Here is a 25,457-nt window from a genome sequence, read left to right on the forward strand (position 1 = left end):
CAGAAAATCGTTGACAAGGATGCGAACACAAATAACAATCGTTCTCGTCAATGTTTCCACGAGGAAGATTCAGCATGTCGTTTCGCCCCCTTTCCTGGCTGGTGATGGCCGCCGCGGCCGTGGCCGTCTCCATGCCCCTGGTCGGCTGCAGCCCGGCCGACGAAGACGAAGTCAACCTGTACTCGGCACGGCAGGAAAACCTGATCCAGCCCCTGCTCGAGCAGTTCACCGAGGAGACGGGCATCAAAGTCAATCTGGTGACCGGCAGCGCGGACAGCCTGCTGCAGCGCCTGCGCCACGAGGGGCGCAACTCGCCCGCGGATGTGCTGATTACTGTAGACGCCGGGCGCCTGCACCACGCACAGGCGGCGGGCGTGCTGCAGTCCGTGGAATCCAACACACTGAACGAGAACATCCCCGAGCGCTATCGCGATCCGGAAGGCGAGTGGTACGGCCTGTCACTGCGCGCGCGTCCGATCCTCTATCACAAGGACCGGGTCGATCCGGAAGACCTGTCCACCTACGAGGCCCTGACCGACGAACAATGGGAAGGCCGCATCTGCATTCGCTCGTCCGACAACGTCTACAACCAGTCGCTGGTGGCCGCGATGATCGCGACCGAAGGCGCGGAGGCCGCCGAGGCGTGGGCCGAGGGCATCGTGAACAACATGGCGCGCCGGCCGCAGGGCGGCGACCGCGACCAGATTCGCGCGGTAGCCGACGGGGTCTGTGATGTTGCGATCGCCAACACCTACTACCTGGGCCTGATGCTGGCCGGCGACGGTAGCGACCGCGATGTCGCCGAACAGATCGGCGTCTTCTGGCCCAATCAGGACGACCGCGGTACACACGTGAACATCAGTGGTGCGGGCGTCACGGCGCATGCCCCGAACCGCGACAACGCCATCCGCCTGATCGAGTTCCTGACCTCGCAGAAGGCGCAACAGTGGTACGCCGAAGCCAACCAGGAATACCCGATCCGGGATGACGTACCGGCCAGCGAGATCCTGCAGGGCTTTGGCGAATTCGAATCCGACGACATTGAGCTTCACCTTCTGGGGGACAACAACAGCGAGGCCGTGCGAATCATGGACCGCGTACGCTGGCGCTGATGCCCTTCGGGCCCACGCGTTTCGCAAGCCCCCGGCTCCGCCCGGGGGCTTGCTGTTTCTGCGAAGCCTTTAATGGGGGAACGGTCTTGGTGGTATTCGAAACAAGAACCTTTATTATTCGCACTCCATGAGCACCCAGCCCTCCAACCCAGCTCTGCCCGATACGCGAACCACTTCCCGGGGCAGGCCGCGACTGTCGTTCAGCCTGTGGTCGGTCGTGGCGATTACGGTGGCGCTGGTGCTCGCGCTGCCGGTCCTGGTGATCTTCGGGCATGTATTCATTCCGGCGGGCGAGGTCTGGGAACACCTGCGCCAGACGGTACTGGCCGACTACGTCACCAACTCCCTGGCGCTGGTGGTCGGCGTCGGCATCGGGGTGCTGCTGATCGGCGTCCCGGTCGCCTGGCTGGTCAGCATGTGCGAGTTCCCCGGACGCGGGATCTTCCAGTGGGCGCTGATGCTGCCGCTGGCGATGCCGGCCTACATCATCGCCTACACCTATACCGGCATGCTGGACTTCTCGGGGCCGGTGCAGAGCCTGATCCGCGACCTGACCGGGCTGGGCTACGGGGAGTATTTTTTCCCCGAGATCCGCTCGCTCGGCGGAGCGATGGTCATGCTGATGCTGGTGCTCTACCCGTATGTATACCTGCTCAGCCGCGCGGCCTTTCTGGAGCAGTCGGTCTGCGTGCTGGAGGTCTCGCGCACGCTGGGCCAGGGGCCATTCGGCGGGTTTCGCCGCGTGGCCCTGCCGCTGGCCCGACCGGCGATCATCGCCGGGCTGACCCTCGCGCTGATGGAGGTGCTCGCGGACTACGGAACGGTCGCCTATTTCGGCATCAGTACCTTTACCACCGGTGTGTTCCGCACCTGGTACGGGCTGGGCGACCCGGCCGCCGCCGCGCAGCTCTCGGCAGTACTGCTGACCTTCGTGTTCATACTGATCGTGCTGGAGCGATGGTCGCGTGCAAAGGCCCGCTTCCATCACACCAGCCGCCGCTATTCCACCCTGCCACGTTACCGCCTGAAGGGCTGGAAAGCCGCGGCGGCGTTCACCGCCTGCCTGCTGCCGGTGGTACTCGGCTTCCTGCTGCCCGCCGCGCAACTCTCGATCTGGGCGGTACAAACCACCGACCACTGGATGAATGCCCGCTTCGCCGAGCTGGTGTTCAACACCTTCTGGCTGGCGGTGGCCGCGGCCGTGATCGCCGTCGTCCTTGCGCTGGTACTGGCCTATGCCAAGCGCATGCAGGGCGGGACCTTCACCAATCTCGCCGTGCGCGTGGCGGGCATGGGCTACGCGATCCCCGGCACCGTGATCGCGATTGGCGTAATGATCCCGTTCGCCGCCTTTGACAACGCTCTGGATGGCTTCATGCGCGACACCTTCGGGCTGTCGACCGGGCTGCTGCTGTCGGGCACGGTGTTCGCCCTGCTGTTCGCCTACGCGGTGCGCTTTCTCGCGGTCTCGCTGCAGACCGTGGAGGCGGGGCTGGGCAAGATTCAGCCGAGCATGGACGATGCCGCCCGTTCACTGGGCATGCGCCCCCTGCAGACGCTGACCCGCGTGCACCTGCCGATCATGCGCGGCACCCTGCTGACCGCTTTATTGCTGGTCTTTGTCGATGTGCTCAAAGAGCTTCCCGCGACGCTGATCCTGCGCCCGTTCGACTTCAACACCCTCGCGGTGCGGGCCTTCGAGTTGGCCGGCGACGAACGGCTGGCGGAATCCTCCAGTGCCGCACTGGCCATCGTGCTGGTCGGGCTGGTTCCCGTTATCCTGCTGTCGATGACCATCGGTCGTTCGCGGCCCGGTCAGGGCGCGGCCAACCAGCGCCCGGACACCGAGGCCGACGAGCCACAGAAACCGCTCCCCATGCCCGCTGGTACGACCTGACATGACACAAGCCGCTACTTCCAACGCCGCCATCCAGGTCACCCATACGCCGCTGTTGGAGCTCGACCATGTCGACATCGGCTACGACGGCAAGGCTGTGGTGCACGGGGTCTCGCTGGCCCTGACCGAGGGCCAGATCGGCTGCCTGCTGGGCCCCTCCGGCTGCGGCAAGACCACCCTGCTGCGTGCGATTGCGGGGTTCGAACCGGTGATGCGCGGGGCCATCCACCTGGGCGGGCGGGCCGTCAGCGAGGCGGGGCATACGGTGCCCCCCGAACGGCGTGGTGTCGGAATGGTATTCCAGGATTTCGCGCTGTTCCCGCACCTGAACGTCGCCGACAACATCACCTTCGGCATCCGCGACTGGAGCCGCGAGGCACGCACCGAACGCGTCCAGACGCTGCTGAAGCTCGTGGGTCTGTCCGGATACGGCGAGGCCTATCCGCATGCCCTGTCCGGCGGCCAGCAGCAGCGCATCGCGCTGGCGCGCGCCCTGGCGCCGAAGCCCGCGCTCCTGCTGCTGGACGAGCCCTTCTCCAGCATGGACGTGGAGCTGCGCGGCGACCTGGCCCGCGAGGTCCGGCGCATCCTGCGGGCGGAGCACACCACCGCGATCCTGGTGACCCACGACCAGCACGAGGCCTTCGCCTTCGCCGATCGCATCGCGGTGATCCACCAGGGCCGCATTGCCCAGTGGGATACCGCCTACAACCTCTACCATCGCCCGGCCGACCGTTTTGTCGCGGACTTCGTCGGCGAGGGCACGCTGATCCCCGGCATGATCTGCACTGAAGACCGGGTCGACACGGCCTTCGGCGAGATACAGGGGTCGATGTCCGAGCAGCTCCCGCCGGGCACCGCGGTCGACGTACTGGTGCGCCCGGACGACATCACCATCGACAACGAACAGGGCACGGTGCAAACCGAGATCCTCGACAAGGCCTTCCGCGGAGCCGACTTCCTCTACACCCTGAAGCTCCCCGACGGGATCAGCGTGCTGTGCATGGCGCCCAGCCACGACAACTTCGTGATCGGCGAGCATGTGCGCCTGCGTCTGGACTTTACGCACCTGGTGGTCTTCTCACGCGGGAGCGGGGTGGACTGCCCTAGCGTCTAAGTTCGTCCTGCCGGGGAACTCGTACCCACGACGAGACACTGATAGGGACGCGCTCTTTGCCGAATCCACGCGGGTAGCCGGTATCATCGTTTCATGACCCTTCTTTCTCGCCCGCATCCGTTTCCCCTGTCGCATGCGCGCGCGGCACGACAGGCTCGATGGATCGGGATCCTCCTGGCGCTGCTGGCATTCCCGCTGGCAGCCGACGAGGACGATGGCCCGGTACCGGGACTGGTGCTGGAGGGGGGCACGGAGCTCCAGCGCGAAAACATTCGCAACAGCCTCAATCTGGCACGACAGCCCTGCGACCTGCCCGGCTTTCGCGAGCGCCGCCTGCTGCGCGACTCCGAACAGCGCGCTCACAATGCCCTGCGCGCCGTCGGCCACTACGACGCCGAACTGGACCTGAGCCTGGAGCGCGATGACGACTGCTGGGACCTGCACCTGACGTTCGAGCCCGGGCCACCGACCACCGTGGAAACCGTCGACATCCAGATCACCGGCGAGGGGATCGGCGATCTCGCGTTCGAGGCCGTGCTCAGCCAGACCGACATTCTGGAAGGCGATGTCCTGCGCCATGACCGCTACGACACCCTGCGCAATCGCATGACGCGGATTGCGGCGGACCGCGGCTATTTCGACGCGGACCTGCACACCCGCCGCCTGGAGGTCGACCGCGAGAACCGCACCGCGACCATCCGCCTGCACATGGACACGGGGGATCGCTACCGCATTGGCCGGGTCACGCTGGACCAGGACATCCTCGCGCCAGAATTCGTCGAACGCATGATCCCGTTCGAGGAAGGCGACCCCTACAGCTCCTCGCAGATCATCGCGCTGCAGCGAAACCTGAATGACTCTGGCTACTTTTCCGGCGTACGGGTACGCCCCCTGCGCGACCAGGCCGAGGACCGCCACGTCCCGATCGTGGCCGAGTTCGAACCCCGGCGGCGGCACAGCTACGAGGCCGGCATCGGCTACTCCACCGACATCGGCCCTCGCCTGCGCTTTCGTTTCGAGAACCGCTATGCCAACCAGCAAGGCCACCGGTATCACGCGGAACTGGAGGCATCGCCTGTGCGTTCCGGTGTGGGCTTCAACTACGCCATTCCACTACGCGACCCGCTACGTGAGCAGCTGAACCTGTTCACGACCTACCGCACCGAGGACACCGATACCCAGCAGTCCGACCGATTCCAGATCGGGGCCAACCGTGTCCTGCAAAGAACCGGCGGTTGGCAAACGACCGAGGGGCTGCGGTACGAATTCGAGGACTACACGGTGGGGGATGAGACGGATCGCAGCCGTCTGCTGATCCCTTCCTACCGCATCGGCCGCATGGAGGCGGACGACCCGATGACCCCGCGTCGCGGATACCGCTTCGATATCACCGTGCAGGGGGCCCAGGAAGAGATCCTGTCCAGCACCTCGTTCGCACAGGTGCTGGCCAGTGGCAAGTTCGTGCGCGCGATGGGTCCGGGACGGGTACTGGCCCGGGCCGATGCCGGATTTACCGAGGTGGATTCGGTTCGCGACCTGCCCAGTTCCCTGCGCTTCTTCGCCGGCGGAGATGCAAGCATCCGCGGCTACGGATATCAGAAGGTTGGCCCAACCAACGAGGACGGCGACGTGATCGGCGGGCGCCACAAGGTGGTCGGCAGCCTGGAGTACGACATCCCGGTTCGCGGTAATTGGAGTGCTGCCGCCTTTGTGGATGCGGGCAACGTCGTCAACGAATGGACCGAGTTCGACCCGGTCTACGGCGTCGGCATGGGCGTGCGATGGCGCTCGCCGGTGGGGCCGATCCGCGTCGATATCGCCCACGGCCCGGACTCCGATGACGACTTTCGCATCCACTTCTCCATGGGGCCGGACCTGTGAGGCGTCTCGCCAGGACTCTGCTGTGGCTAATCGGCGGGGTACTACTGCTGGTCGTCCTGGTGATCGGGAGCCTGGTCGCGCTGCTCGCCTCCGAGACCGGCACGCGCTGGCTGGCCAAACAGGCCGAGCAACACGCGCCCGTGGACCTGCGTATCGAACGCGTGGAGGGCACGCTGTTCACCGAGCTCGCAATCCACGGTCTCTACCTGTCGCTGCCGGACGGCCCCCGCATCGAACTGGACGAGGGGCGTTTGGCAATCGACGCGCAGGCCGGGCTGCGCGGCAAGCTTCGCATCCCGATCGTCCACGCATCCGGGCTGCTGATCGACCTGCCGCCCGAGGACATCGATGACGACGATCCGCTCGAGCTGCCCGATGCAATCCGTCTCCCACTGGTCGTGCAGGTGGAGGACGTCCTGCTGAACGACTTGCGGGTGCACCGCGAAGGCGCGCCTCTTGTCGCCATCACGCAAATCACGGCACGGGCGCGCGCCAGTGGTTCCCTGGTGGAACTCCAGCAACTCGCCCTGGACATGCCGGAGATCCAGGCGCAACTGCAGGCGCGGGTCGAGACCAAAGGCGATTACGCGGTGAACGCCCACGGCACATGGACCGCGCCCCTGCCGGACGCCCTGGCGGAAGGCCTGGATACAAACGAAGCGAAGGGTCGACTGGAGCTGGACGGACACCTGCGTGAACGCCTCCGGCTGCACCATGTCCTGAGCGCCGGCGTGGAGCTGACCCTGCAGGCCGAGGTGGTCGATGCGCTGAAGGACCCGCGTTTCGACGCCGAGGCCACCTGGACCCCGTTCACCTACCGTCTCGCCCCGGACCAGACCGCACATGTCACCCCGGGACGGCTCCTTGCCTCCGGCCAACCGGACGACTGGGCGCTGGGCCTGGAGGCGGGCGCGCGACTGGATGAGCTGCCCGCACTCGAACTCGGGTTGCAGGCCCATGGTGATTTGTCCATGGCCGATATCGAGACACTACGGCTGAATTCCGAGGCTGGCCGGCTGGCGCTCACCGGCCCCATCCGCTTCGACGAGGACGCCCTGGGCTGGGACCTGCGACTGGCACTCGACGACCTCGACCCCGCCCCCCTGGGTCTGGAACTCGACGCGGGCCTGGAACGGCTGCGAGCCAACCTGCGGGGACACCTCCCACTGGATACCGAACAGACTCCGCTCGCGGCCCTTGAAGCCACTGTCGACATCGACGAACTCCAAGGCCACTTCGAGGACCATGCCCTGACCGGCCAGCTGGGCCTGACACTCGCGGACGGGACGGCCCGTTTGCGCGAGAGCCAGTTCAAGGTCGATGAAGATGCCCTGACGGCCACCCTTGGCGGCCAGGTCGCGGGACTGGGTGGCGATCTGTCGGATCCGGAACACGTGCTGGATCTCGAGCTGGATCTAGCACTGGAGGCCCCCGATCTCGCCCGCCTCCACGAAGAACTGGAGGGACAGCTGGAACAACTGCAGCTTGCCGCCAGCGGCCACTACACCCCCGCCTCGGGGCAACTCCGGGCCCAGTTGCAGCTGGACCCCCTGCGGGCCCGGAGCCATGGCATCGCGGTGACCGGGGATGGGCGCATGGACCTGACCGAGACCAGCGCCCGAATCGACCGCCTGCGTCTTGCAATGGACGACGGCGGACGCGTGGACCTGGCGGGAGATGTGGATTGGGCCGACGGTCTCGGCTGGGACCTCGCGCTGGCGGCCGAGGGGCTGGACCCGGCCATCATCACACCCGAGGCGCCGGGCCGCCTCGACCTGACACTCAACACCCGGGGCCAGCAGACCGAGGACGGGGCACTGCATCTGCAGGCCGAGCTGGAGCGCCTGACGGGCACACTGCGTGAGCAACCGGTCGAGGGGCGCGGACGGGCCGAGCTGGAAGGCGACGCCCTGACGGTCGATCAACTGGAGCTGGCGCTCGGCGCGAACACCCTGAACGCACATGGCCGCTGGACCGAGGCGCTGGATTTCCGCCTGCGGGTAGATGCCCCGGAACTGCAGCAGCTGTGGCCCGACCTCGCGGGGCGACTGAATCTGGACGCGCATGTGACCGGATCGCCGGAATCACCACAGGTCGCCGCCGAAGGTGACGGTGCCGGACTCCGGCTGGGTGATATCGCACTGGCCCGGCTGGGGTTGAGCGCCCAGGCCGGGCTGGCAGAGGATGCTCCCGCCCGGCTGGATCTGCGGCTTGAAGACCTGGAGCCGGCCACAGGGGTTCAGCTGGCCAGCGTGCGCCTCGGAGCCACGGGGACCATCGACGATCATCGCCTGGATCTGGACGTGGACGGCCAGGAGCTGGGGACGCTGGCACTGTCACTGGCGGGGGGCTTCGACCTCGACGTCACGCACTGGAGCGGCCGACTGACTCGGCTGGACCTGAGCCAGCCCCAGGCGGGGGACTGGTCGTTGCCCGCCCCGGTCGCTCTGGAAGGGGGCCCGGAGTCCGCCCGCCTGGAACGTCTGTGCCTGACCCGGGAAGCCGGGCGCATCTGCGCGGAGGGTCGCTGGCAGGAGACAACTGGCGGCAACTTCAATGCACTACTGGAAGACCTGGAGCTTGGCTGGCTGGAGCCCCTTTTGCCACCTGAATTGGGCATCGAGGGGCAGATCAATGCCGAGGCCAGTGGCCGTCTGGATGACCAGGGGCGTATCGAGGCGGACCTGGCCGTACGGCCGACGGACGGTCGCCTGATGGTGCGCGACGAGGATGGCGAGTTGCAGGATGTGCCTTATCAGGATGCGCACCTCGATGCACGCGTACGCGACCGTGACGTGGACGTCGAGTTTCGGCTCGGCTTTCTCGACGGCGGTATCGCGCGGGCGGCGCTCGAGTTGCGCCCCGACGGCGACGACATGCGCATTGACGGCGACTTCGAGGCACGCCTGGATGATCTTTCCTGGATTGCGGCGGCAAGCCCCGACATTCAGCGTCTGCGGGGCGTGCTGGATGCCCGCCTGACGTTCGGCGGACGCCTGGATGCCCCGTTGGTCGAGGGCGCTGTGCGCTTTAGCGACGGGGGCGTGCTGATTCCGGATGCCGGGATCGACATTGCGATCCCCGAGGTGACCGCCAACGTCGTCTCCGCCGAAGAGATGACCCTGGACGGGCGACTGGAGTCGGGCGATGGTGCGATCGACCTCGCGGGTCGCGTGGACCTGGGGGGCGATGGACCGCGTGCCGAGATGCAACTGCGTGGAGAAGACTTCCTCGCCGTGAATCGGGTGGACGCCGAAGCGACAATCACCCCGGACCTGGAGCTGGTGTTCACCCCCGAGGATGGCATCCGCGTGCGCGGCGAGGTGCTGCTGCCCTGGGCCCGGATCCGTCCACCGGACCTGCCCCCGGGCGCGATCCGCGTCTCCGGAGACGAGATCATTCTGGGCGAGGAGCTGGAAGAGGCGCAGGCGCTGAAGACAGACATCCGTATCCGCATCCGCCTGGGCGATGACGTGCGCTTCGACGGCCACGGGCTTACGGCCCGCTTTGCCGGCGAAGTGGATGTCGAGGAGATCGCCGGGCGCCCGACCCAGCTGTTCGGGGAGATTCGCATCCCGGAGGGCCGTTTCAATGCCTACGGCCAGGACCTGCGCGTGGACCGGGGTATCCTGCTGTTCCAGGGACCCGCGGAAACACCGGAACTGGACCTGCGCGCCGTGCGCACGGTACGCGAATACAATGTAACCGTCGGGCTCGAAATCGGCGGGACCCCGGATAACTTGCGCTCAAGGGTCTTCTCGGAACCCGCGATGGACGAGACCGAGGCCATGGCCTTCCTGCTGACCGGACGGCCACTGTCGGGGGCATCGGAGTCGGACGGCAGCCTGATCGCATCGGCGGCAGCGGCCTATGGTCTGGAGCAGAGCGCGCTGATCACCCAGCGGATCGGGACGGAACTGGGACTGGACGAAGTCACCATTGATACCGAAGGCGGCATTGAGGAAAGCGCCCTGACCCTGGGGCTGTATTTGTCCCCGCGCCTGCTACTGCGCTACTCCGTGGGCCTGTTCGACAATACCTCGCGGGTACTGCTGAGCTACGAGCTCAGCCGTCGTCTGACGCTGGAAACCTCGTCCGGCACTACCGAACAGACCGTGGACCTGATCTACCGGATCGAGCGCTGAAGCCGCCCAGTATTGCGAGTGGCTAACTCGATTCGCCGTTGTCGCGCAGGGCCTGCTGGATACGCTGGCGGATCTGGCTGCGATAAAGCTGCTCGTTGGGTATGCCGATCAGCGGTTCGCCTACCGGATTGCCCTCGGCATCAAAGGCCATGATGGTCGGGACCACTCGCGCACCGTAGGCGCGGCCCAGCTCGTGACCGCGGCGCACCTCGCCATCGAAGTCGCGGACCTCTTCGCGGTCGAGCATCACCTTGCGGATCTGGATGCCGTCATAATTCGCGTCCTCGCTCATCGGGCCCAGATGGCGATGCTCAGCCCGATCACAGTACGGACAGCTGTCCGAGGCAAACATGATCAGGGTCGGCTTGCCGTCGCCATTCTGAGCCAGGGATCGCAGGTCAGTGACCCGCTCGATCCCATGCGCGGAGGCAACACCGGACACCAGCATGCCCCCCAGCATCAGAATGAGCGCCGGGCCAACCAGACCCATCCCCTTGCGCACCTTGAACATATCCAGATTCATGATCGGCAAGACCCTCCGGCTTTTGGACTCAGTCTAGGGCGACTGGCTTAACCGAAACTTAACGGCCCCCGGCATCGCAATCGGCAACCCGAGCTCCGGCCCCCTCATAAAAAAGGCCCCGCCGAAGCGGGGCCTGATTCCCGGACCACCGTACGAACCGGTGGTCGGTTACCGACAAGGGATGACCTTAGTCGACACGCTGGCGCACGTCGGAGGTCACTTCCACGCGGCGGTTGGCCTCGCGGCCTTCGCGGGTAGCGTTGTCGGCGGTCGGGCGCTCTTCACCGTGACCCACGGTGCGGATGTCGCCTTCACGCACACCCTCGCTGACCAGGAAGTCGGCCACGGACTGGGCGCGACGCTCGGACAGACCCTGGTTGTATTCGGCCGGGCCGATGGTGCAGGTGTGACCTTCGACCAGTACCGAGCTGTACTCGGCGTCGTCGGCGGTCAGGCTGCGGGCCAGTTCGCGCAGGGCATCGCGGCCTTCCGGACGCAGATCGGCGCTATCGAAGTCGAACAGCGCCTGGGCGCTCAGGGTGGTGGTCTCGAACTCCGGTTCCGGTTCCGGCTCGGGCTCGGGGGCCGGATCCGGCTCAGGAGCCTCGGCGGTTTCCTGGATGTAGCCCGCGCACTCGGAATGGCGCACGTTTTCCGGCGCCCAGGAACGGGTGCGTACGCACTCGCCTGAACGGTCCATTACAACGTTGCCGCCACGATCGGTGACGTTGGCCGCCGGCGGTTCCTGAGCCACTGCTTGGCTCGCGGTACCGATCAGCAGCGTGGCCACGGACGCGGCCAGAAGATTCTTAACCAGCTTGTGATTCATGTTCATAGCCTCCTTGTAAAAACAAACGACGACTGATCAGAGACAAGCGCGTTGCCGAACGGTTGACTCCCGACCGGAATCTGGAGCAGCGAGCGCCAAGCCCTCTACAGCAGCTTGATAGTGGCACATGCTTTCCGGTTTTGCACGCATTCCAGTCAAGAATTGTATCGGCATCACAACGTTGTCACATTAAGGAAACACCTGTCTGCGATCAGGCGACTCCCTTCTTTTCTCTGGGCAGGGCTACTGCCAGTCAGCAAGTGCGCGATACTGATTAACGCACCTTGTTCCCTTAAGGACACACAGATTACTTGTGGGTTCCTCAGTACAAAAACAGCCCGCCGCGGTCCAGACAAAAGACCCCGCCGAAGCGGGGTCTCGTATGGCCTGGCCAAACAGAAAGGCCGAGCGGCTTACATCATGCCGCCCATGCCGCCCATGCCGCCCATTCCGGCCATGTCGTCCATGCCACCACCGGCACCGCCGCCGTCATCCTTCTTCGGCAGCTCGGCCACCATGGCCTCGGTGGTAATCAGCAGCGCAGCGACGGATGCGGCGTTCTGCAGCGCCGAACGGGTCACCTTGGTCGGGTCCAGGATGCCCATCTCGATCATGTCGCCGAACTCGCCGGTCGCGGCGTTGTAGCCGTAGTTGCCCTTGCCTTCCAGAACCTGATTCAGGACCACGGACGGCTCGTCACCGGAGTTGTAGACGATCTGGCGCAGCGGCTCTTCCATCGCGCGACGCGCGATGTTGACACCCGCGGTCTGCTCTTCGTTCTCGCCCTTGAGCTTGGTGATCGCGGCACAGGCACGCAGCAGGGCCACGCCACCACCGGGGACCACACCTTCCTCGACCGCCGCGCGCGTGGCGTGCAGCGCGTCCTCGACGCGGGCCTTCTTCTCCTTCATCTCGACCTCGGTCGCAGCACCGACCTTGATCACCGCAACACCGCCGGCCAGCTTGGCCACGCGTTCCTGCAGTTTTTCCTTGTCGTAGTCGGAGGTGGCTTCCTCGATCTGGGTCCGGATCTGGTCCACGCGGGCCTTGATGTCCTTGTTCTGCCCCATGCCGTCGATGATCGTGGTGTTTTCCTTGGTCACCTGGACCTTCTTGGCACGACCCAGATCCTCGATCGTGGTCTTCTCCAGCGACAAACCCACCTCTTCGGAAATCACCTGGCCGCCGGTCAGCACGGCGATATCCTGCAGCATGGCCTTGCGGCGGTCGCCAAAACCCGGGGCCTTCACGGCCGCGACCTTCACGATGCCGCGCATGGAGTTCACCACCAGCGTGGCCAGGGCCTCGCCCTCGATGTCTTCGGCGATGATCAGCAGCGGCTTGTTGGACTTGGCCACGCCTTCCAGGATCGGCAGCAGATCACGGATGTTGGAGATCTTCTTGTCGAACAGGAGGATGTAGGCGTCGTCCAGCTCGGCGCTCATGCTCTGCTGGTTGTTGATGAAGTAGGGCGACAGGTAGCCGCGATCGAACTGCATGCCTTCGACGACATCCAGCTCGTTCTCCAGCGAAGAGCCTTCCTCGACGGTGATCACGCCTTCCTTGCCGACCTTGTCCATCGCATCCGCGATGATTTCGCCGATCGCGGTGTCAGAGTTGGCGGAGATCGAGCCGACCTGAGCGATCGCCTTGTGTTCGGTGCAAGGCTTGGACAGCTTCTTCAGTTCTTCGGTCGCCGACTTGACGGCCTTGTCGATGCCGCGCTTGAGATCCATCGGATTCATGCCGGCGGTGACCGCCTTCATGCCTTCGCGGACGATGGACTGGGCCAGCACGGTCGCAGTGGTGGTGCCGTCACCGGCGGCGTCGGAGGTCTGCGAGGAGACTTCCTTGACCAGCTGGGCGCCCATGTTCTCGAACTTGTCGTCCAGCTCGATCTCCTTGGCCACGGACACGCCGTCCTTGGTCACCGTCGGGGCGCCAAAGGCCTTGTCCAGGACCACGTTGCGGCCCTTCGGGCCCAGGGTGACCTTCACAGCGTTGGCCAGGGTATTCACGCCCTTGGCCATGCGGGTGCGAGCGTCGTTACCAAAACGGACTTCTTTAGCACTCATGTCTCGTTCTACTCCTGCAAAAAATGGAAATTGGGGCCGGATCGTGCGGGGGGCTTAGCCCTCGATCACGGCCATGATGTCGTCTTCGCGCATCACCAGGACGTCTTCGCCTTCGACCTTGACCTCGGTGCCGGAATACTTGCCGAACAGCACCTTGTCGCCGGCCTTCACGTCCAGGGCGCGGACTTCGCCGTTTTCCAGGATCTTGCCGTTACCAACCGCGATCACCTCGCCGCGGATCGGCTTTTCGGCCGCCGAGTCCGGGATCACGATCCCGCCGGGGCTGGTGCGCTCTTCTTCCATACGCTTCACGATGACGCGATCGTGCAAAGGCCGCAGGTTCATGGTGCGAACTCCTTATATCGATGTTCTTGACAGGTTGTGAGGATGTCGGGTGGGCGCCCTGTTAGCACCCACCCCGAACGAGTGCTAATAATAGGGACACACCAAGCCGAGTCAAGGGTCTTGACGGAGGAGAATTCTCAGCGGCGGTCGTTGTGGTCCAGACGTTCGTCGGGGGCGGACTCCTCATCGGTGTCGTGGCGACGGAACTCGCCCTCGATCGGATCACCCGGACCGGCCGCACCCGACCCGCTCGTCCGGGCCCGAATCATACCTCGGCGCAAGATACCCTCGGCCGCCCAGCGCCGCAGCGGCGGCACCAGCAATACGAAGCCAGCCGCGTCGGTAAAGAAACCGGGCAACAACAGCAGGACCGCCGCCGACATCAGCAGCCAGCCCTCGACCAGCCCGCGTGCGGGCATCTCGCCGCGCGCCAAGCTCTGCTGCAAGCGACGCCAGTGATAGAGCCCCTGCAGGCGAAACAACAACAAGCCCACGACCGCTGTCGCAACCACCAGCGCCACCGTGGCCAGCGCCCCGACGGCGTCGCCCACCCAGGCAAAACCGAAGATCTCGAGCAACACCAACCCGAGAAAAACAAACAGCGGGAGGAAGGAACTGCGCATGACCAATGGATTCCAGACAAGACGAACGAGTCATTGGAACACGCCCCCACCCCCCTGTCGAACACCCATTCGCGGGGTGCTCCCCAGCCCTCGGACTCGTTCTTCTTTTCCTTGCACCCGTGAGGGAATTGAGGGACGCTCTTGCCCGTCTTAATCGTGAACGACTTCTAAAGATCCGGAGCCCAGTCGCATGAAACCGCGCCGCATCGGCACACTGCTTCCTGCCCTGCTGATGGCCCTGCTCCTGGCGCTCCCGGGGCTGGGCAGCACCGGCGTAGAAGACCCACGCGATCCGAACCACCATTTCTTCGACCCGACCTTCGGAGATTTCCCTGAGGAGCTGGAGGAGGCCCGAGAGGCCGGCAAAAAAGGCATCCTGTTGTTCTTCGAGATGGATGACTGCCCGTTCTGTCACCGCATGAAGAATCAGGTCCTGAACCAACCCGAGGTGCAGGAGTTTTACAAGGAACGCTTCCGCATCTTCGCGGTAGACGTGGAAGGCGCCATCGAGGTCGTCAACTTCGAGGGCGAACCCAAATCGATGATGGACTTCGCGACCCGCGATTTCCGCGTACGCGCCACACCGGTATTCCAGTTCTTCAACCTGGACGGCGAACCGATCGCGCGCTTCACCGGAGCTACGCGTGATGTGGACGAATTCCTGCTACTCGGCGAGTTCGTCGCCGATGGACATTACGAAGACGGCAATTTCACTCGTTTCCGTCGCGAACGCGTCGGGCGATAGGTACCCCAATGCATCCAGCACATGCGGCGCGCCGGAACGGGCGACGCCGGATCGCCACACCCCTTCTGGCAAGCCTCATCGCAGCCACACTGGCTCATCTGCCTGCTATCGCTGCCGCACAGGACGTTCCGGCTGACGGGGTCATCGATGCCGAACCACTGCCCGAACCGCTGCGGCTGCAGAACGCGCTGACCGCGGTCGACGCTCTCCACCCTCAGGTTCGTCGCGCGCGAGCGGAACGCGAGATCGCCGAGCAGGAACTGGCCGGCACCCAGGCCGAACGAGACGTGACCGTCAACGCACGCCTGGAGGCCCGCTGGATCGAGCCCAACGACCTCGCCCCGGACCAGAGCCGCAACGACTCCCGTGCCGCCATCGTCGCCCGCAAGCTGCTGAGCGACTTCGGTCAGTCCAGCGCCCGCGAGGCGGCGGGTACCCAACGCCTGGAGGCGGCCCGGGAGATGGAGACCCTGGCACACGCCCGACACTCACTGCATGTGATGGACCGCTACTTCAACGTCTTGCTCGCCGACCTCGGCTTTGCCCGAGACACCGAGGCCATGGCGGCCGCATTCGTCAGCAAGGAGCGGGCGGAAGAACGCGCCGAGCGCGGGCAGGTCTCGGATATCGAGGTCTTTCGCCTGGAGTCGGAGTACCAGACGCTGCGCGTGCAGCGCCAGCGCGCCCTGCAGAATCAGCGCCGTGCCCGCGACGAGCTGGCCGAGGCCCTGAACCGCCCCGGCGAACGCATCCGTACCGTGTTGCCTCCCGCCCTTCCACTGGAGCTTCCGGACCTCCCGGGGCTCGACGAGCTGATGGCCGAGCTCGAAAGCGCGAATCCAACCCTCGCAGCCGAACGCCTGCAGGTGGAGGCCGCCGCGCGCAGCGTGGACGCGGCCCGCGCCCAGCGGCGTCCACGCCTGTATGCGGAGGCGGAAACGGGCTACTGGAACCGCGAGTTCGGCGGCGATCGCAACCCCTTTGCCGCGGGTCTCGTGCTGGAGGTCCCGCTGTACGAGGGCCGCCGCCAGGACAGCCGGGTGGGGCATGCGGTCGCGGCCCGCCAGCGTGCCGAGGCCGACCTCGGCCAAGCCCGCATCGAGGCCCGCAATCGTCTGCGCGCGCTTTATCACGAGGCCCAGGCGCTGCGCATGCAGCGCGACGAGGCCGAATGGCGCATGGACTACCGCCAGCTGTACATCGACCGCGCACGCTATCTGTACGACATCGAGGACCAGGCCGATCTCGGCGACTCAATGGTGCAGCAAAGTGCCGCGGCCTACTTCAATGCCCAGACCGAATTCGAGCTGGCCATGGTCTACGAGCGCCTGGCGCTACTGACCGGCCGTGGCGATCTGAGCCCCTTCCGCCTGGCCGGCATAGCCACGGCGGAAGGGGAATAACAAACGCGCGCCTCCGGGCGCCCCGAGGGAGAACACCCGATGTCCATCGATCGCCTGATCCCGGACAACCCAGGCCGAAGGCTACTTTCGGTGCTCGCATGCAGCGCCCTTCTGATGCTGACCTCCGTGGGGGCGGCGGCCGAGGATAACGGTGCGCTGGCAGGCCAGCTCGACTGGGGCCAGACCTACCGCATCACGGCCCCGGTCGCCGGCAAGGTTCAGGCGATCGAGGTCCGCCCGGGCGAGCACGTCGATCAGGACGCCGCCCTGTTCCGTCTCGATACCCGAAGGGTCGAGGCCGATCTGCGCGCTGCCCAGGCGGCCATCGAACGCCTGCAACTGGAACTGGACGAGGCCAATCGCGAGGTCGGAAAAGCGGAGGACCTGTACGACCAGACGCTGATCGCCCTGCGCGAGGTGGAGCTGGCGCGCATCCAGCAGGCCACCGTCGCCGCGCGTCTGGCCGAGGCAAGAGCGCAGCGCGATCGCGCACGCGCCGACCGCGATGATGCGACCGTCCGTGCGCCGGCCAGCGGCCGCATCACGCGCATCGATGTGTCCCCGGGGCAGTTCGTGAATCCCGCCCTGGCTCCGGCCGTACTGGCGATACTGGGGCACGGCGATACCATGCGCGCCCGCGCCTTGGTAGCACCGGACCGTATCGACACACTGACCGAGGGACAGGAAGTCACCATCTTCGTCGGCGAGTACGAGTTTTCTGGCACGATTGACAGCATCGGCTGGGAACTTGTGGGGGAAGACGAGGATCAGGGATACCGGATCGAGGCCGAATTTTCCCCGGGCGACGATGCCGTACTGCGCCCCGGGCAACCGGCCCGCATCGAACTTCGCCAGAACTCCTGATGCCCAAGAACCGATGATGCCGGACAAGGAAACCGACAACGCGAACGTGTGCGCCTGGCTTGTGCTCACCACCCTGGATGATCCAGACGAGGCGGAGAGCCTGGCCGGCGATCTCGTCCAGCGCGGGCTGGCCGCATGCGTGCATATCCTCCCCGCCGGACGCTCAATTTATTTGTGGAAAGGGAATATCGAAACCGACTCGGAAGTCACACTGCTGATCAAGACCTCCGTCGATGCCCGCGACGACCTGCAGGCCCACCTGACGGAACATCACCCGTATGAAACCCCGGAGATCATTGCCGTGCCGATCACGCATGGGTCCCCGGATTACCTGAACTGGATAACGCAATGCACCTCCTGAACCTGCGTAACTGGCTGGCGACCTTCCTGGTCGCATTCCTGCTGACTCCGGCCCTGGCGAACGCCATCTTCGATGACGATCTGCTGGATCCGGATGATGCGTTCAGTCTGAGCGCCGAGGCCATTGACGCCGACACGATCCGCCTGACCTGGGAGATCGCGGACGGCTACTACATGTATCGCGAGCAGTTCGAGTTCGAGCCCGAGAGCGAGGGGCTGGAGCTCGGCGAACCGAACATCCCCGACGGCGAGAAGAAGACCGACGAGTTCTTCGGCGAGGTCGAGACCTATCGCGACGAGGTCAGCATCGAGCTGCCCATCCTCGCGGCCGATAGCACCGAGATCGAACTGACCGCGCGCTCGCAGGGCTGCGCGGACATCGGCGTATGCTACCCGCCACATTTCCAGACCGTCTCGCTGGAGCTTCCGGGCCTGCCCGGCGAAAACGGTGAAGAAGCAACCGAAGTAGAGGAAACCACCGAGGACGAGGCGGCCGACGAAGAACGCAGCGCCCTGGATGAATTGGGCGGCCTGACCGGAGACCTGAGCGCTGCGGATGACCTGCTCGAACCGGAAGAGGCCTTCAAGGCGTCGCTCGAGCCGATCAGCCAGAACGCAGTCATCCTGCGCTTCGAAATCGCCGAGGACTACTACCTCTATCGCGACCAGCTCGATGTGCGCATCGCCGAGGGTGACGGGATTGAGCTTGGCCCCGTGAATCCGCCCGAAGGCGAAATGCACGAGGACGAATTCTTCGGCGAAACCCAGATCTACCGCGACGAGGTCGAGATCCTGGTCCCGGTACTGCGCGACGAGGACGACGTTTCCGAGATCACCCTGGCGATTGACTACCAGGGCTGCTGGGACGGCGGTGTGTGCTACCCGCCGCTGACCCAGGAAGTCTCGGTCAGCTTCGATTCCGACCTGGCCGCAGAGGCTGACGCGGACGCCCTGCCGGAAACGGGCGACGAGGCCCTGGACGAGATCGAGACGACCGACGAGGCGGCACCGGAAGAGGACGACGAGACCGCGGCGCCCGTCACCCAGCAGGACCGCATTGCGGCCCAGCTGGCCGATGGTCAGATCTGGCTGGTGGCCCTGGCCTTCTTCGGCTTCGGGCTGTTGCTGACCTTCACCCCCTGTGTGTTCCCGATGATCCCGATCCTGTCGAACATCATCATCGGGCAGAAGAACCTGACTACGCGCAAGGCATTCCTGATCTCGCTGGTGTTCGTGCTGGCGATGGCGCTGACCTACACCATTGCCGGGGTCTTCGCGGGGCTTGCCGGGGCCAACCTGCAAGCGGCCTTCCAGAATCCCTGGATTATCGGCACCTTTGTCGCGATCTTCATCGCACTGGCACTGTCGATGTTCGGCTTCTACGAACTGCAGATGCCGGCCAGCGTGCAAAGCAAGCTTTCGCAGATCAGCAATCGCCAGGAAGGCGGCACCTACATGGGCGCCGGGATCATGGGCTTCCTCTCGGCCCTGATTGTCGGCCCGTGCGTGACCGCACCGCTGATTGGCGCCCTGCTCTACATCAGCCATACCGGAGACGCGGTGCTGGGCGGTATCGCCCTGTTCTCCCTGAGCATGGGGATGGGTGCCCCGCTGCTGGCGATCGGGACCTCCGCCGGCCGCCTGCTGCCGAAAGCCGGCCCGTGGATGGACACCATCAAGGCGGCGTTCGGTGTCGGCCTGCTCGCGATCGGCATCTGGCTGCTCGAACGGGTGATCCCCGGCGAAGTGGCGATGTTCCTGTGGGCCATCCTGCTGATCGTGACCGCGATCTACATGGGTGCGCTGCGCACTCTGCCAGAGGGCACGTCGGGCTGGTACACCCTGTGGAAGGGCCTGGGTGTCGTGCTCCTGATCTACGGCATCCTGCTGATGCTGGGCGCGGCCACCGGCGGCAAGGACGTCTTCCGACCGCTGGCCACGCTGAATCAACCCGCCGTCACCGCCAACGGGGAGCGCGCCGGCCCCACAGAGATGGAGTTCACCTACATCGACAGCCTCGACGATCTCGAGCGCGAGCTGGAGCAGGCGCGCAACAACAACCAGCCGGTGTTCCTGGACTTCTACGCCGACTGGTGCGTGGATTGCGTACGCCTCGATCGCACGACGTTCCAGGATCAGCGCGTGATCAACGCGATGGCGGACGTGCACCTGCTGAAGGCCGATGTGACCGACAACACCTCGGAGCACCGAAACCTGATGCGCGAGTTCAACCTGTTCGGGCCGCCCGCGATGATCTTCTGGGATTCCGACGGCAATGAACTGCGCAACTATCGCAACGTAGGTTATCTGAACGCCGACCGCTTCCTGGCCCATGTGGAAAACGCAATCGGGGTCACGCCATGAAGCATCGCTCGCACACGTTTGGCTGGATCGCCCTCGCAGCCACCAGCACCTTCTTGCTGGCCGGCTGCGAGGAACCTACGCCCGAGATGGATACCGCCGAGGCCAATGGAAGCGGAGCGGCGGAAGCGGCCGCGGAGGAAGCCCAGGGCGACCGCCGTATCGACTTCACGTTGCCGGATCTGGATGGCAACGACCGCCAGCTCAGCGAGTGGGATGGCGATCTGGTCGTGCTGAACTTCTGGGCCACCTGGTGTCCGCCGTGCAAGAAAGAGATGCCCCTGTTCCAGGAAACATGGGAAGAACACCGGGACGCCGGCTTCACGATCGTGGCGGTCGCCGTGGACGAGCTAAGCGCGACCCAGCATTTCGTCGACGACTTCGGTATCGAGTTTCCGATCCTGATCGGTCAGGACGAGGCCGTAGAGGTGGGGCGGCAATACGGCAACCGCATCGGTGCGTTGCCTTATACCGTGCTGATCGACCGCGATGGCATCATCCGCGACACCCATCGCGGCGAGGTCAAGGAAGATGATTTGCAGGCCTGGCTGGACGACTACCTGTAAGGACCGAGTCAGCGTTTTGTCAGCCCTTCGAACCCCGTTTGCTGGAGTTTGCGTTCCGCCAGGCGTACGGCGGACACCAGAGCCTGCTCGGGCGGCTCGCCGGAGGCCAGCGCATCAATCAGGCCGGCATTGAAGGTATCGCCCGCCCCCACGCTGTCGACGACGTGCAGACCCGGCGTGGGCGCGCAGTACACTCGCTGATCATCCTGAACGAGCCAGGCACCCTCGGCTCCGGCCGTCACGGTCACGATGCGGCCTGGGTAACGGCGGGCCAGTTCGGCCGCGGCCTCTTCAGGGCGGGCGGCAATCCCCTCCGCCCAGTCCCGCGACAGCATGAGGACATCGGCCCACTCCAGACACGCCTCCAGCCCTGGGCGCCGCTTTTCCAACTCCAGTGAGATCGGCTGATCGGTGATGGCCTCGCGGACCTGCGGCAGGACCGCTCGTAGGGTCTCCGGACTGCGGCCCTCGAAATGCAGCCAGTCGTACTCCTCCCAGGCAATCGACTGCAGATCTGCCGCGCTCAGTTCAGGCAGATCGCGATGATGCACGATGGTGCGACTGCCCGAGGCGCGCGAACGCAGGATGTGGGATGTCGGGGTCACGCCTGGGTGCCGCGCGCAGGCGTCAATGTCGATGCCGCTTTTGACGAGCCGCTCGCGCAGCCGGTCACCAGACTCATCCTCCGCGAGGACCGCCGCCAGCGCTACGCGATGCCCGAACTGCGCGAGAATACGGGCGGTGTTCGTGGCGTTCCCTCCCGGCTGCGAAGTACTGGCCAATGCACGGATCTCGTCGTCCTCGCACGGATACTGTTCAACATCCAGAGTATGATCCAGGGTGACAATGCCTGTTGCCAGGATGCGCGCCATCGTTGTACTCGTCATTCCACCGATGCGTATTGTGCGCGGTGCGATCGCCAGCGTCATCCGCGACATCCCGATGACAGGCTGCGACAATGCGGGCTCACCCGATGACAGCGAGCGGCATGGCAACCTTCCCCTCCCCGGAAACCGCCGAGGCGGCATTCTACGAGGCCTTTCAGGCTGGCGACTCCAACGCAATGCGCGAGATCTGGCTGGACAGTCCGGAATGCATCTGCATTCACCCTGGCGGCGAGCGGCTGCTGGGCACCGACATCATCCTCGAGAGCTGGGATGACATCCTGCCCAACATGCGTGGCGTGGTGGTCCATCGCACCGAGTTGAACGTGACCCCCGGACAGGACCTGGTAATCCACGCCCTGCGCGAAAATCTCTACGTCGGAGGCGAACGCCGCGGCGTGATGCTGGCAACCAATGGCTATCGTCTGGATGGAGATGGCTGGCGAATGTTCCTGCATCACGCCAGCCCGGACCCGGATCCGCCACCGGCCTGGGATACGGGGCGGATGCACTGATGGGCAGCCCGAGTGACGAATGCCTGGCGGCCTACTATGAGGCCTTTCGCGCCGCGGACATCGAACGAATGATGCGCTTGTGGGCAGAACGCCCGGATATCGTCTGCGTGCACCCGGGCAGCCCGCGAGCGCATCGCGGGGTTTCCGAGGTAATGGAGAGCTGGCTGCTGGTATTCGCACGCGAGCTGAATATCGGGATCGAGCCGCGCATCGTCGGGCGCCAGGAAACCGCCGAGAGCCTGAGTCTCGTGATCGAGGAGGCCATTACCCGCCCCGGGGATGTTGCCGCCACCGGGACCATCCTCATCAGCCAGACCTGGCGCCGTAGTGACGACGGCTGGCGGCTGCAATTCCACCATGCCTCGCACGGCCGGCGCGCACCCCCTTCACAGGAAGGAATGTTCATGCCGGACGGGGGCGGATCCACTCGGCACTGACTTCGAAGCCGTGTTCAGCCCCCCGAACGCGGCTGACACAAGTCGGGGCGCTGGACCTGGAGGGCGTCACAAACCCCGCGAACGGCATCGCGCACCCGTCGTCCGCGCCCCTCCAGCGTCATGCTCGAGACCTCCTGATACAGCGGATCACGGCGCTCGAACAGCTCCTGAAGCTTGGCCCGTGGGTCTGCCACCTCGTTCAGCAGGGGGCGTTTGCGATTGCGGCGCGTGCGCCGGAACTGCTCGTCCACCGGGACGCGCAGGTAGATCACGAAGTGCTGACTCAAGAGATCGCGGTTCTCCGGGCGCTCGACGATCCCGCCGCCCGTGGCGATGACCACTCCATCGCGCTCCAGCAGCGATTGCAGCATCGCCGACTCGCGCTTGCGAAAACCCGCCTCGCCCTCGAACTCGAAGATCGTGGGGATATCCACGCCGGTACGCCGCTGGATCTCCTGATCGGTGTCGAAGAACGGGCGCCGCAGCAGCCCCGCCAGCCCGCGCCCAATCGTGCTTTTGCCGGCCCCCATGGGCCCTACCAGGACAATGTTCTGCATGGCGGCAAGGCTACTGGCCTCGCTGGACAAAGAAAAGCCGGGGACAGGCCCCGGCTTTTCGACCGTCGTGCATCCAGGTGTCAGTCAAGGACGCGCGGCGTCACGAAGATCAGCAGCTCGGCCTTGGTATTCTCCGTGGAACGGTTGCGGAAGAGATTCCCCAGGAACGGGATGTCCCCGAAGAACGGGACCTTCTCGAGGTTGGTGCGGCTGTCGATCTCGTACACGCCGCCCAGCACCACCGTCTCGCCGTTGCCGACAAAGACCTGGGTCTCTACCTCGCGTTTGTTGATCCCTGGCACGCCCAGGATCACGCGCTGGCTTGGCTCGTCCTTCGTCACCTTGATGTCGAGGATCACATTGCCGTTCGGCGTGATCTGCGGGGTCACCTCGGTGGACAGCACCGCCTCGATGAACTGGGTGGAGGTCGCACCGGAGGCAGTGGCCTCCTGGAACGGGATCTCTTCACCCTGCTTGATAGTCGCCGTCTGACCATTGGCCGTGATTACACGCGGACTGGAGATGATCTCACCACGACCCTCGACCTGCAGGGCCGAAAGTTCGAGATCAAGCAGTACACCGCTGCGCAGGAGACTAATCCCGGCTCGCCCTGCATCGCCACTAGCCGGCAGCGAGCTGTTCAGGCGGTCACCGATCGCGATACCCCCCAAACCGGCGGTAGAAGCATCCCGGGCCGCATCCGCGCCCTCGATGGAACCCGCGCCACCGACTCGAGTACGGCGATCCCCCCGCGTTCCGGAGATGCCGAAGCGTGCACCCAACTCGCGGTTGAAGGTGTCCTCCGCAATAACGATGCGGGTCTCGATCAGCACCTGCTGCACGGGCACATCGAGCGTCTGCACCAGACGGCGTACATCCTCGATACGGGTCTGGGTGTCCTGCACCAGCAGGGTGTTGGTACGGCTATCGATGGTGATGCTGCCGCGATCGGACAGGAACTGGCCGGTCTCGTCGCCACGAATCAGCGATGCGATCTGCTCGGCCTGGGCGAAGTTGATCTGAACGAACTCGGTGCGCAGCGGCTCCAGTTCCTGGCGGTCGCGCTGCGCCTCCAGCTCCAGACGCTCGCGTGCCGCGATTTCCTCGCTCGGGGCCACATAGAGCACGTTACCGTCCATGCGCTTGTCCAGCCCACGCGAGCGCAGGATGATGTCCAGCGCCTGATCCCAGGGCACGTTGTTCAGGCGCAGGGTGATATTACCCCCCACGGTGTCGCTGACCACGATGTTGAGATCGGTAAAGTCGGCCAGCAACTGCAGGACCGAGCGCACCTCGATGTCCTGGAAGTTCAGCGACAGACGCTCGCCCTCGAACTGTTCTTCCTCCCGGCGGCGTGCCTCGCGTTCCGCCTCGGTAATCGGTGCCACCTCGAGCACAAAGCGGCGATCGCTCTGGTAGGACAGAACCTCGTATTCACCATGCGCGCCCACTTCCATACGCACACGCTCACGCTCGGCGACGGTATCGATGGTGCGAACCGGTGTGGCGAAATCGAGCACGTCCAGCCGGCGCTCCAGGGATTCGTCCACCCGGGCGCGCGGGAAGGTCAGCTCAACCTTGCCTGCCTGTTCGCGCACATTGACCTCGGCACCGGAACGCGACAGGTCGATCTCGACTCGGCCTTCGCCCTCGGAACCGCGACGAAAATCGATGCCGGTAATCTCGACCGGGCGCGCACTGCGCGTCGCCCGCTCGGAGGGCTCGCCGGCCCGGTCAACCACCTGCTGCACATCGCTGTCGGCCTCGGAAACCCCGCGCCCGAGCGTCAGGATCAGGTTGTTGCCCTCCACCCGGGTCTGATATTCGGAGGGCTGAGTCAGGTTCAGCACCACCCGCGTGCGATCGCCCGATTCGACTGCCGTGGCGGTCAACAGCGGCCCCACATTGAGATCCGTTTCGCGGCTGCGCAGCGCGTTCCCGGCGTTCGGAAGATCCAGCGCAATGCGTGGCGGGGAGTCAATGGCGAAGGCCCGAACATCTTCGGGTGGTGTCCCGGAGAAACGCAGATTCACCTGCACGCGATCACCACTGATGCTGGCCGCCCGAATCTCTTCCAGTTCGGTCGCCGCCACCCCCTGCGAAACCATGAAAAGCACGATCGCCATCACGGTGCCCGCCAGCGCGCGCATGGAAGAACCCATGTGTAGTCCCCTGTAGTTGTTGCCGGTATTGCGGCCCATTCGGTTCATCATTGTTC

21 protein-coding genes are annotated in these 25,457 nt (G+C 65.1%); 13 read left to right on the forward strand and 8 right to left on the reverse strand.

From position 1 onward, the window contains the following. Window positions 1-74: 74 nt before the first annotated feature. The 5 genes from C935_RS0101745 (at window position 75) to C935_RS0101765 (ending at window position 10,152) form a co-directional block, all read left to right on the forward strand. Window positions 75-1,112, forward strand: a complete 1,038-nt coding sequence (locus C935_RS0101745) for a Fe(3+) ABC transporter substrate-binding protein (RefSeq protein WP_018860794.1) — start codon at window positions 75-77, stop codon at window positions 1,110-1,112. Between the two features lie 217 nt (window positions 1,113-1,329). Beyond that, a complete protein-coding gene (locus C935_RS0101750; RefSeq protein WP_018860795.1) occupies window positions 1,330-3,009 on the forward strand; it encodes an iron ABC transporter permease in 1,680 nt (559 codons plus the stop codon). A 1-nt stretch (window position 3,010) separates the two neighbouring features. After that, window positions 3,011-4,126, forward strand: a complete 1,116-nt coding sequence (locus tag C935_RS0101755) for an ABC transporter ATP-binding protein (protein WP_018860796.1) — start codon at window positions 3,011-3,013, stop codon at window positions 4,124-4,126. 93 nt (window positions 4,127-4,219) lie between these two features. Further along, on the forward strand, window positions 4,220-6,007 hold the full coding sequence (locus C935_RS0101760; RefSeq protein ID WP_018860797.1) for an autotransporter assembly complex family protein: 1,788 nt from the start codon (window positions 4,220-4,222) through the stop codon (window positions 6,005-6,007). After that, complete coding sequence (locus tag C935_RS0101765) at window positions 6,004-10,152, forward strand: translocation/assembly module TamB domain-containing protein (protein WP_018860798.1); 4,149 nt, start codon at window positions 6,004-6,006, stop codon at window positions 10,150-10,152. The genes C935_RS0101760 and C935_RS0101765 overlap by 4 nt, the downstream gene beginning before the upstream one ends. Window positions 10,153-10,174: 22 nt before the next feature. Here the strand turns inward: C935_RS0101765 and C935_RS0101770 are convergent, their stop codons facing one another. The 5 genes from C935_RS0101770 to C935_RS0101790 all read right to left on the reverse strand — a co-directional run bounded on the left by C935_RS0101770 (window position 10,175) and on the right by C935_RS0101790 (window position 14,547). After that, window positions 10,175-10,675 (reverse strand): thioredoxin fold domain-containing protein, encoded by a 501-nt coding sequence (locus tag C935_RS0101770; RefSeq protein ID WP_018860799.1) that lies wholly within the window; start codon window positions 10,673-10,675, stop codon window positions 10,175-10,177. Between the two features lie 187 nt (window positions 10,676-10,862). After that, window positions 10,863-11,504 carry an OmpA family protein gene (locus tag C935_RS0101775; RefSeq protein WP_026278585.1) on the reverse strand — a complete coding sequence of 214 codons (642 nt, stop codon included), beginning with the start codon at window positions 11,502-11,504 and terminating at the stop codon, window positions 10,863-10,865. A 413-nt stretch (window positions 11,505-11,917) separates the two neighbouring features. Continuing rightward, complete coding sequence (groL, locus tag C935_RS0101780; RefSeq protein WP_026278586.1) at window positions 11,918-13,579, reverse strand: chaperonin GroEL; 1,662 nt, start codon at window positions 13,577-13,579, stop codon at window positions 11,918-11,920. Between the two features lie 54 nt (window positions 13,580-13,633). Further along, complete coding sequence (gene groES, locus C935_RS0101785; RefSeq protein ID WP_018860802.1) at window positions 13,634-13,924, reverse strand: co-chaperone GroES; 291 nt, start codon at window positions 13,922-13,924, stop codon at window positions 13,634-13,636. 137 nt (window positions 13,925-14,061) lie between these two features. Further along, entirely contained in the window at window positions 14,062-14,547 is a 486-nt protein-coding gene (locus C935_RS0101790; protein WP_018860803.1) for an FxsA family protein, read from the reverse strand. A 190-nt stretch (window positions 14,548-14,737) separates the two neighbouring features. On the opposite strand from C935_RS0101790, the gene C935_RS0101795 reads away from it, so the two are divergent. From C935_RS0101795 to C935_RS0101820, 6 genes are read left to right on the forward strand one after another with little or no spacing between them, the layout of a single operon-like run. After that, a complete protein-coding gene (locus C935_RS0101795; protein WP_018860804.1) occupies window positions 14,738-15,292 on the forward strand; it encodes a thioredoxin family protein in 555 nt (184 codons plus the stop codon). An 8-nt stretch (window positions 15,293-15,300) separates the two neighbouring features. After that, on the forward strand, window positions 15,301-16,695 hold the full coding sequence (locus C935_RS0101800; RefSeq protein ID WP_018860805.1) for a TolC family protein: 1,395 nt from the start codon (window positions 15,301-15,303) through the stop codon (window positions 16,693-16,695). Window positions 16,696-16,734: 39 nt separating this feature from the next. Beyond that, window positions 16,735-17,559 carry an efflux RND transporter periplasmic adaptor subunit gene (locus tag C935_RS0101805; protein ID WP_018860806.1) on the forward strand — a complete coding sequence of 275 codons (825 nt, stop codon included), beginning with the start codon at window positions 16,735-16,737 and terminating at the stop codon, window positions 17,557-17,559. Between the two features lie 13 nt (window positions 17,560-17,572). Next, window positions 17,573-17,920 carry a divalent-cation tolerance protein CutA gene (gene cutA, locus C935_RS0101810; protein WP_018860807.1) on the forward strand — a complete coding sequence of 116 codons (348 nt, stop codon included), beginning with the start codon at window positions 17,573-17,575 and terminating at the stop codon, window positions 17,918-17,920. Then, window positions 17,908-20,283: a protein-disulfide reductase DsbD gene (dsbD, locus tag C935_RS0101815; RefSeq protein ID WP_018860808.1), complete on the forward strand. Its 2,376-nt coding sequence runs from the start codon at window positions 17,908-17,910 to the stop codon at window positions 20,281-20,283. The genes cutA and dsbD overlap by 13 nt, the downstream gene beginning before the upstream one ends. Further along, window positions 20,280-20,846 carry a peroxiredoxin gene (locus C935_RS0101820; protein ID WP_018860809.1) on the forward strand — a complete coding sequence of 189 codons (567 nt, stop codon included), beginning with the start codon at window positions 20,280-20,282 and terminating at the stop codon, window positions 20,844-20,846. Before dsbD ends, C935_RS0101820 begins: the two co-directional genes overlap by 4 nt. An 8-nt stretch (window positions 20,847-20,854) precedes the next feature. Here C935_RS0101820 and C935_RS0101825 read toward each other — a convergent pair whose 3' ends face one another. Beyond that, window positions 20,855-21,718 carry a carbohydrate kinase family protein gene (locus tag C935_RS0101825; protein ID WP_026278588.1) on the reverse strand — a complete coding sequence of 288 codons (864 nt, stop codon included), beginning with the start codon at window positions 21,716-21,718 and terminating at the stop codon, window positions 20,855-20,857. A 116-nt stretch (window positions 21,719-21,834) separates the two neighbouring features. Between C935_RS0101825 and C935_RS0101830 the strand changes: the two genes are divergently transcribed. Together C935_RS0101830 and C935_RS0101835 are read left to right on the forward strand one after the other, a co-directional pair. Next, window positions 21,835-22,245 (forward strand): nuclear transport factor 2 family protein, encoded by a 411-nt coding sequence (locus C935_RS0101830; protein WP_018860811.1) that lies wholly within the window; start codon window positions 21,835-21,837, stop codon window positions 22,243-22,245. Beyond that, complete coding sequence (locus C935_RS0101835) at window positions 22,245-22,682, forward strand: nuclear transport factor 2 family protein (protein ID WP_018860812.1); 438 nt, start codon at window positions 22,245-22,247, stop codon at window positions 22,680-22,682. Before C935_RS0101830 ends, C935_RS0101835 begins: the two co-directional genes overlap by 1 nt. Before the next feature lie 14 nt (window positions 22,683-22,696). Here C935_RS0101835 and C935_RS0101840 read toward each other — a convergent pair whose 3' ends face one another. Both C935_RS0101840 and pilQ read right to left on the reverse strand, forming a co-directional pair. Continuing rightward, entirely contained in the window at window positions 22,697-23,239 is a 543-nt protein-coding gene (locus tag C935_RS0101840; protein WP_018860813.1) for a shikimate kinase, read from the reverse strand. Window positions 23,240-23,319: 80 nt separating this feature from the next. Beyond that, window positions 23,320-25,440 carry a type IV pilus secretin PilQ gene (pilQ, locus tag C935_RS0101845; protein WP_018860814.1) on the reverse strand — a complete coding sequence of 707 codons (2,121 nt, stop codon included), beginning with the start codon at window positions 25,438-25,440 and terminating at the stop codon, window positions 23,320-23,322. Window positions 25,441-25,457: the final 17 nt, after the last annotated feature.

Source organism: Thioalkalivibrio sp. ALJ3 (assembly GCF_000377205.1).
In the GTDB taxonomy this organism is placed as follows: Bacteria; Pseudomonadota; Gammaproteobacteria; order Ectothiorhodospirales; family Ectothiorhodospiraceae; genus Thioalkalivibrio.

Bases quoted from the DNA above. Each gene is read 5' to 3' on its own strand.
- C935_RS0101830 (WP_018860811.1), top strand. From the start codon at position 21,835: ATGGCAACCTTCCCCTCCCCGGAAACCGCCGAGGCGGCATTCTACGAG.
- C935_RS0101800 (WP_018860805.1), top strand. From the start codon at position 15,301: ATGCATCCAGCACATGCGGCGCGCCGGAACGGGCGACGCCGGATCGCC.
- C935_RS0101805 (WP_018860806.1), top strand. From the start codon at position 16,735: ATGTCCATCGATCGCCTGATCCCGGACAACCCAGGCCGAAGGCTACTT.
- cutA (WP_018860807.1), top strand. From the start codon at position 17,573: ATGATGCCGGACAAGGAAACCGACAACGCGAACGTGTGCGCCTGGCTT.
- C935_RS0101820 (WP_018860809.1), top strand. From the start codon at position 20,280: ATGAAGCATCGCTCGCACACGTTTGGCTGGATCGCCCTCGCAGCCACC.
- groES (WP_018860802.1), bottom strand. From the start codon at position 13,924: ATGAACCTGCGGCCTTTGCACGATCGCGTCATCGTGAAGCGTATGGAA.
- C935_RS0101825 (WP_026278588.1), bottom strand. From the start codon at position 21,718: ATGGCGCGCATCCTGGCAACAGGCATTGTCACCCTGGATCATACTCTG.
- C935_RS0101775 (WP_026278585.1), bottom strand. From the start codon at position 11,504: ATGAATCACAAGCTGGTTAAGAATCTTCTGGCCGCGTCCGTGGCCACG.
- C935_RS0101790 (WP_018860803.1), bottom strand. From the start codon at position 14,547: ATGCGCAGTTCCTTCCTCCCGCTGTTTGTTTTTCTCGGGTTGGTGTTG.
- pilQ (WP_018860814.1), bottom strand. From the start codon at position 25,440: ATGGGCCGCAATACCGGCAACAACTACAGGGGACTACACATGGGTTCT.
- C935_RS0101755 (WP_018860796.1), top strand. From the start codon at position 3,011: ATGACACAAGCCGCTACTTCCAACGCCGCCATCCAGGTCACCCATACG.
- dsbD (WP_018860808.1), top strand. From the start codon at position 17,908: ATGCACCTCCTGAACCTGCGTAACTGGCTGGCGACCTTCCTGGTCGCA.
- groL (WP_026278586.1), bottom strand. From the start codon at position 13,579: ATGAGTGCTAAAGAAGTCCGTTTTGGTAACGACGCTCGCACCCGCATG.
- C935_RS0101760 (WP_018860797.1), top strand. From the start codon at position 4,220: ATGACCCTTCTTTCTCGCCCGCATCCGTTTCCCCTGTCGCATGCGCGC.
- C935_RS0101840 (WP_018860813.1), bottom strand. From the start codon at position 23,239: ATGCAGAACATTGTCCTGGTAGGGCCCATGGGGGCCGGCAAAAGCACG.
- C935_RS0101835 (WP_018860812.1), top strand. From the start codon at position 22,245: ATGGGCAGCCCGAGTGACGAATGCCTGGCGGCCTACTATGAGGCCTTT.
- C935_RS0101795 (WP_018860804.1), top strand. From the start codon at position 14,738: ATGAAACCGCGCCGCATCGGCACACTGCTTCCTGCCCTGCTGATGGCC.
- C935_RS0101745 (WP_018860794.1), top strand. From the start codon at position 75: ATGTCGTTTCGCCCCCTTTCCTGGCTGGTGATGGCCGCCGCGGCCGTG.
- C935_RS0101770 (WP_018860799.1), bottom strand. From the start codon at position 10,675: ATGAATCTGGATATGTTCAAGGTGCGCAAGGGGATGGGTCTGGTTGGC.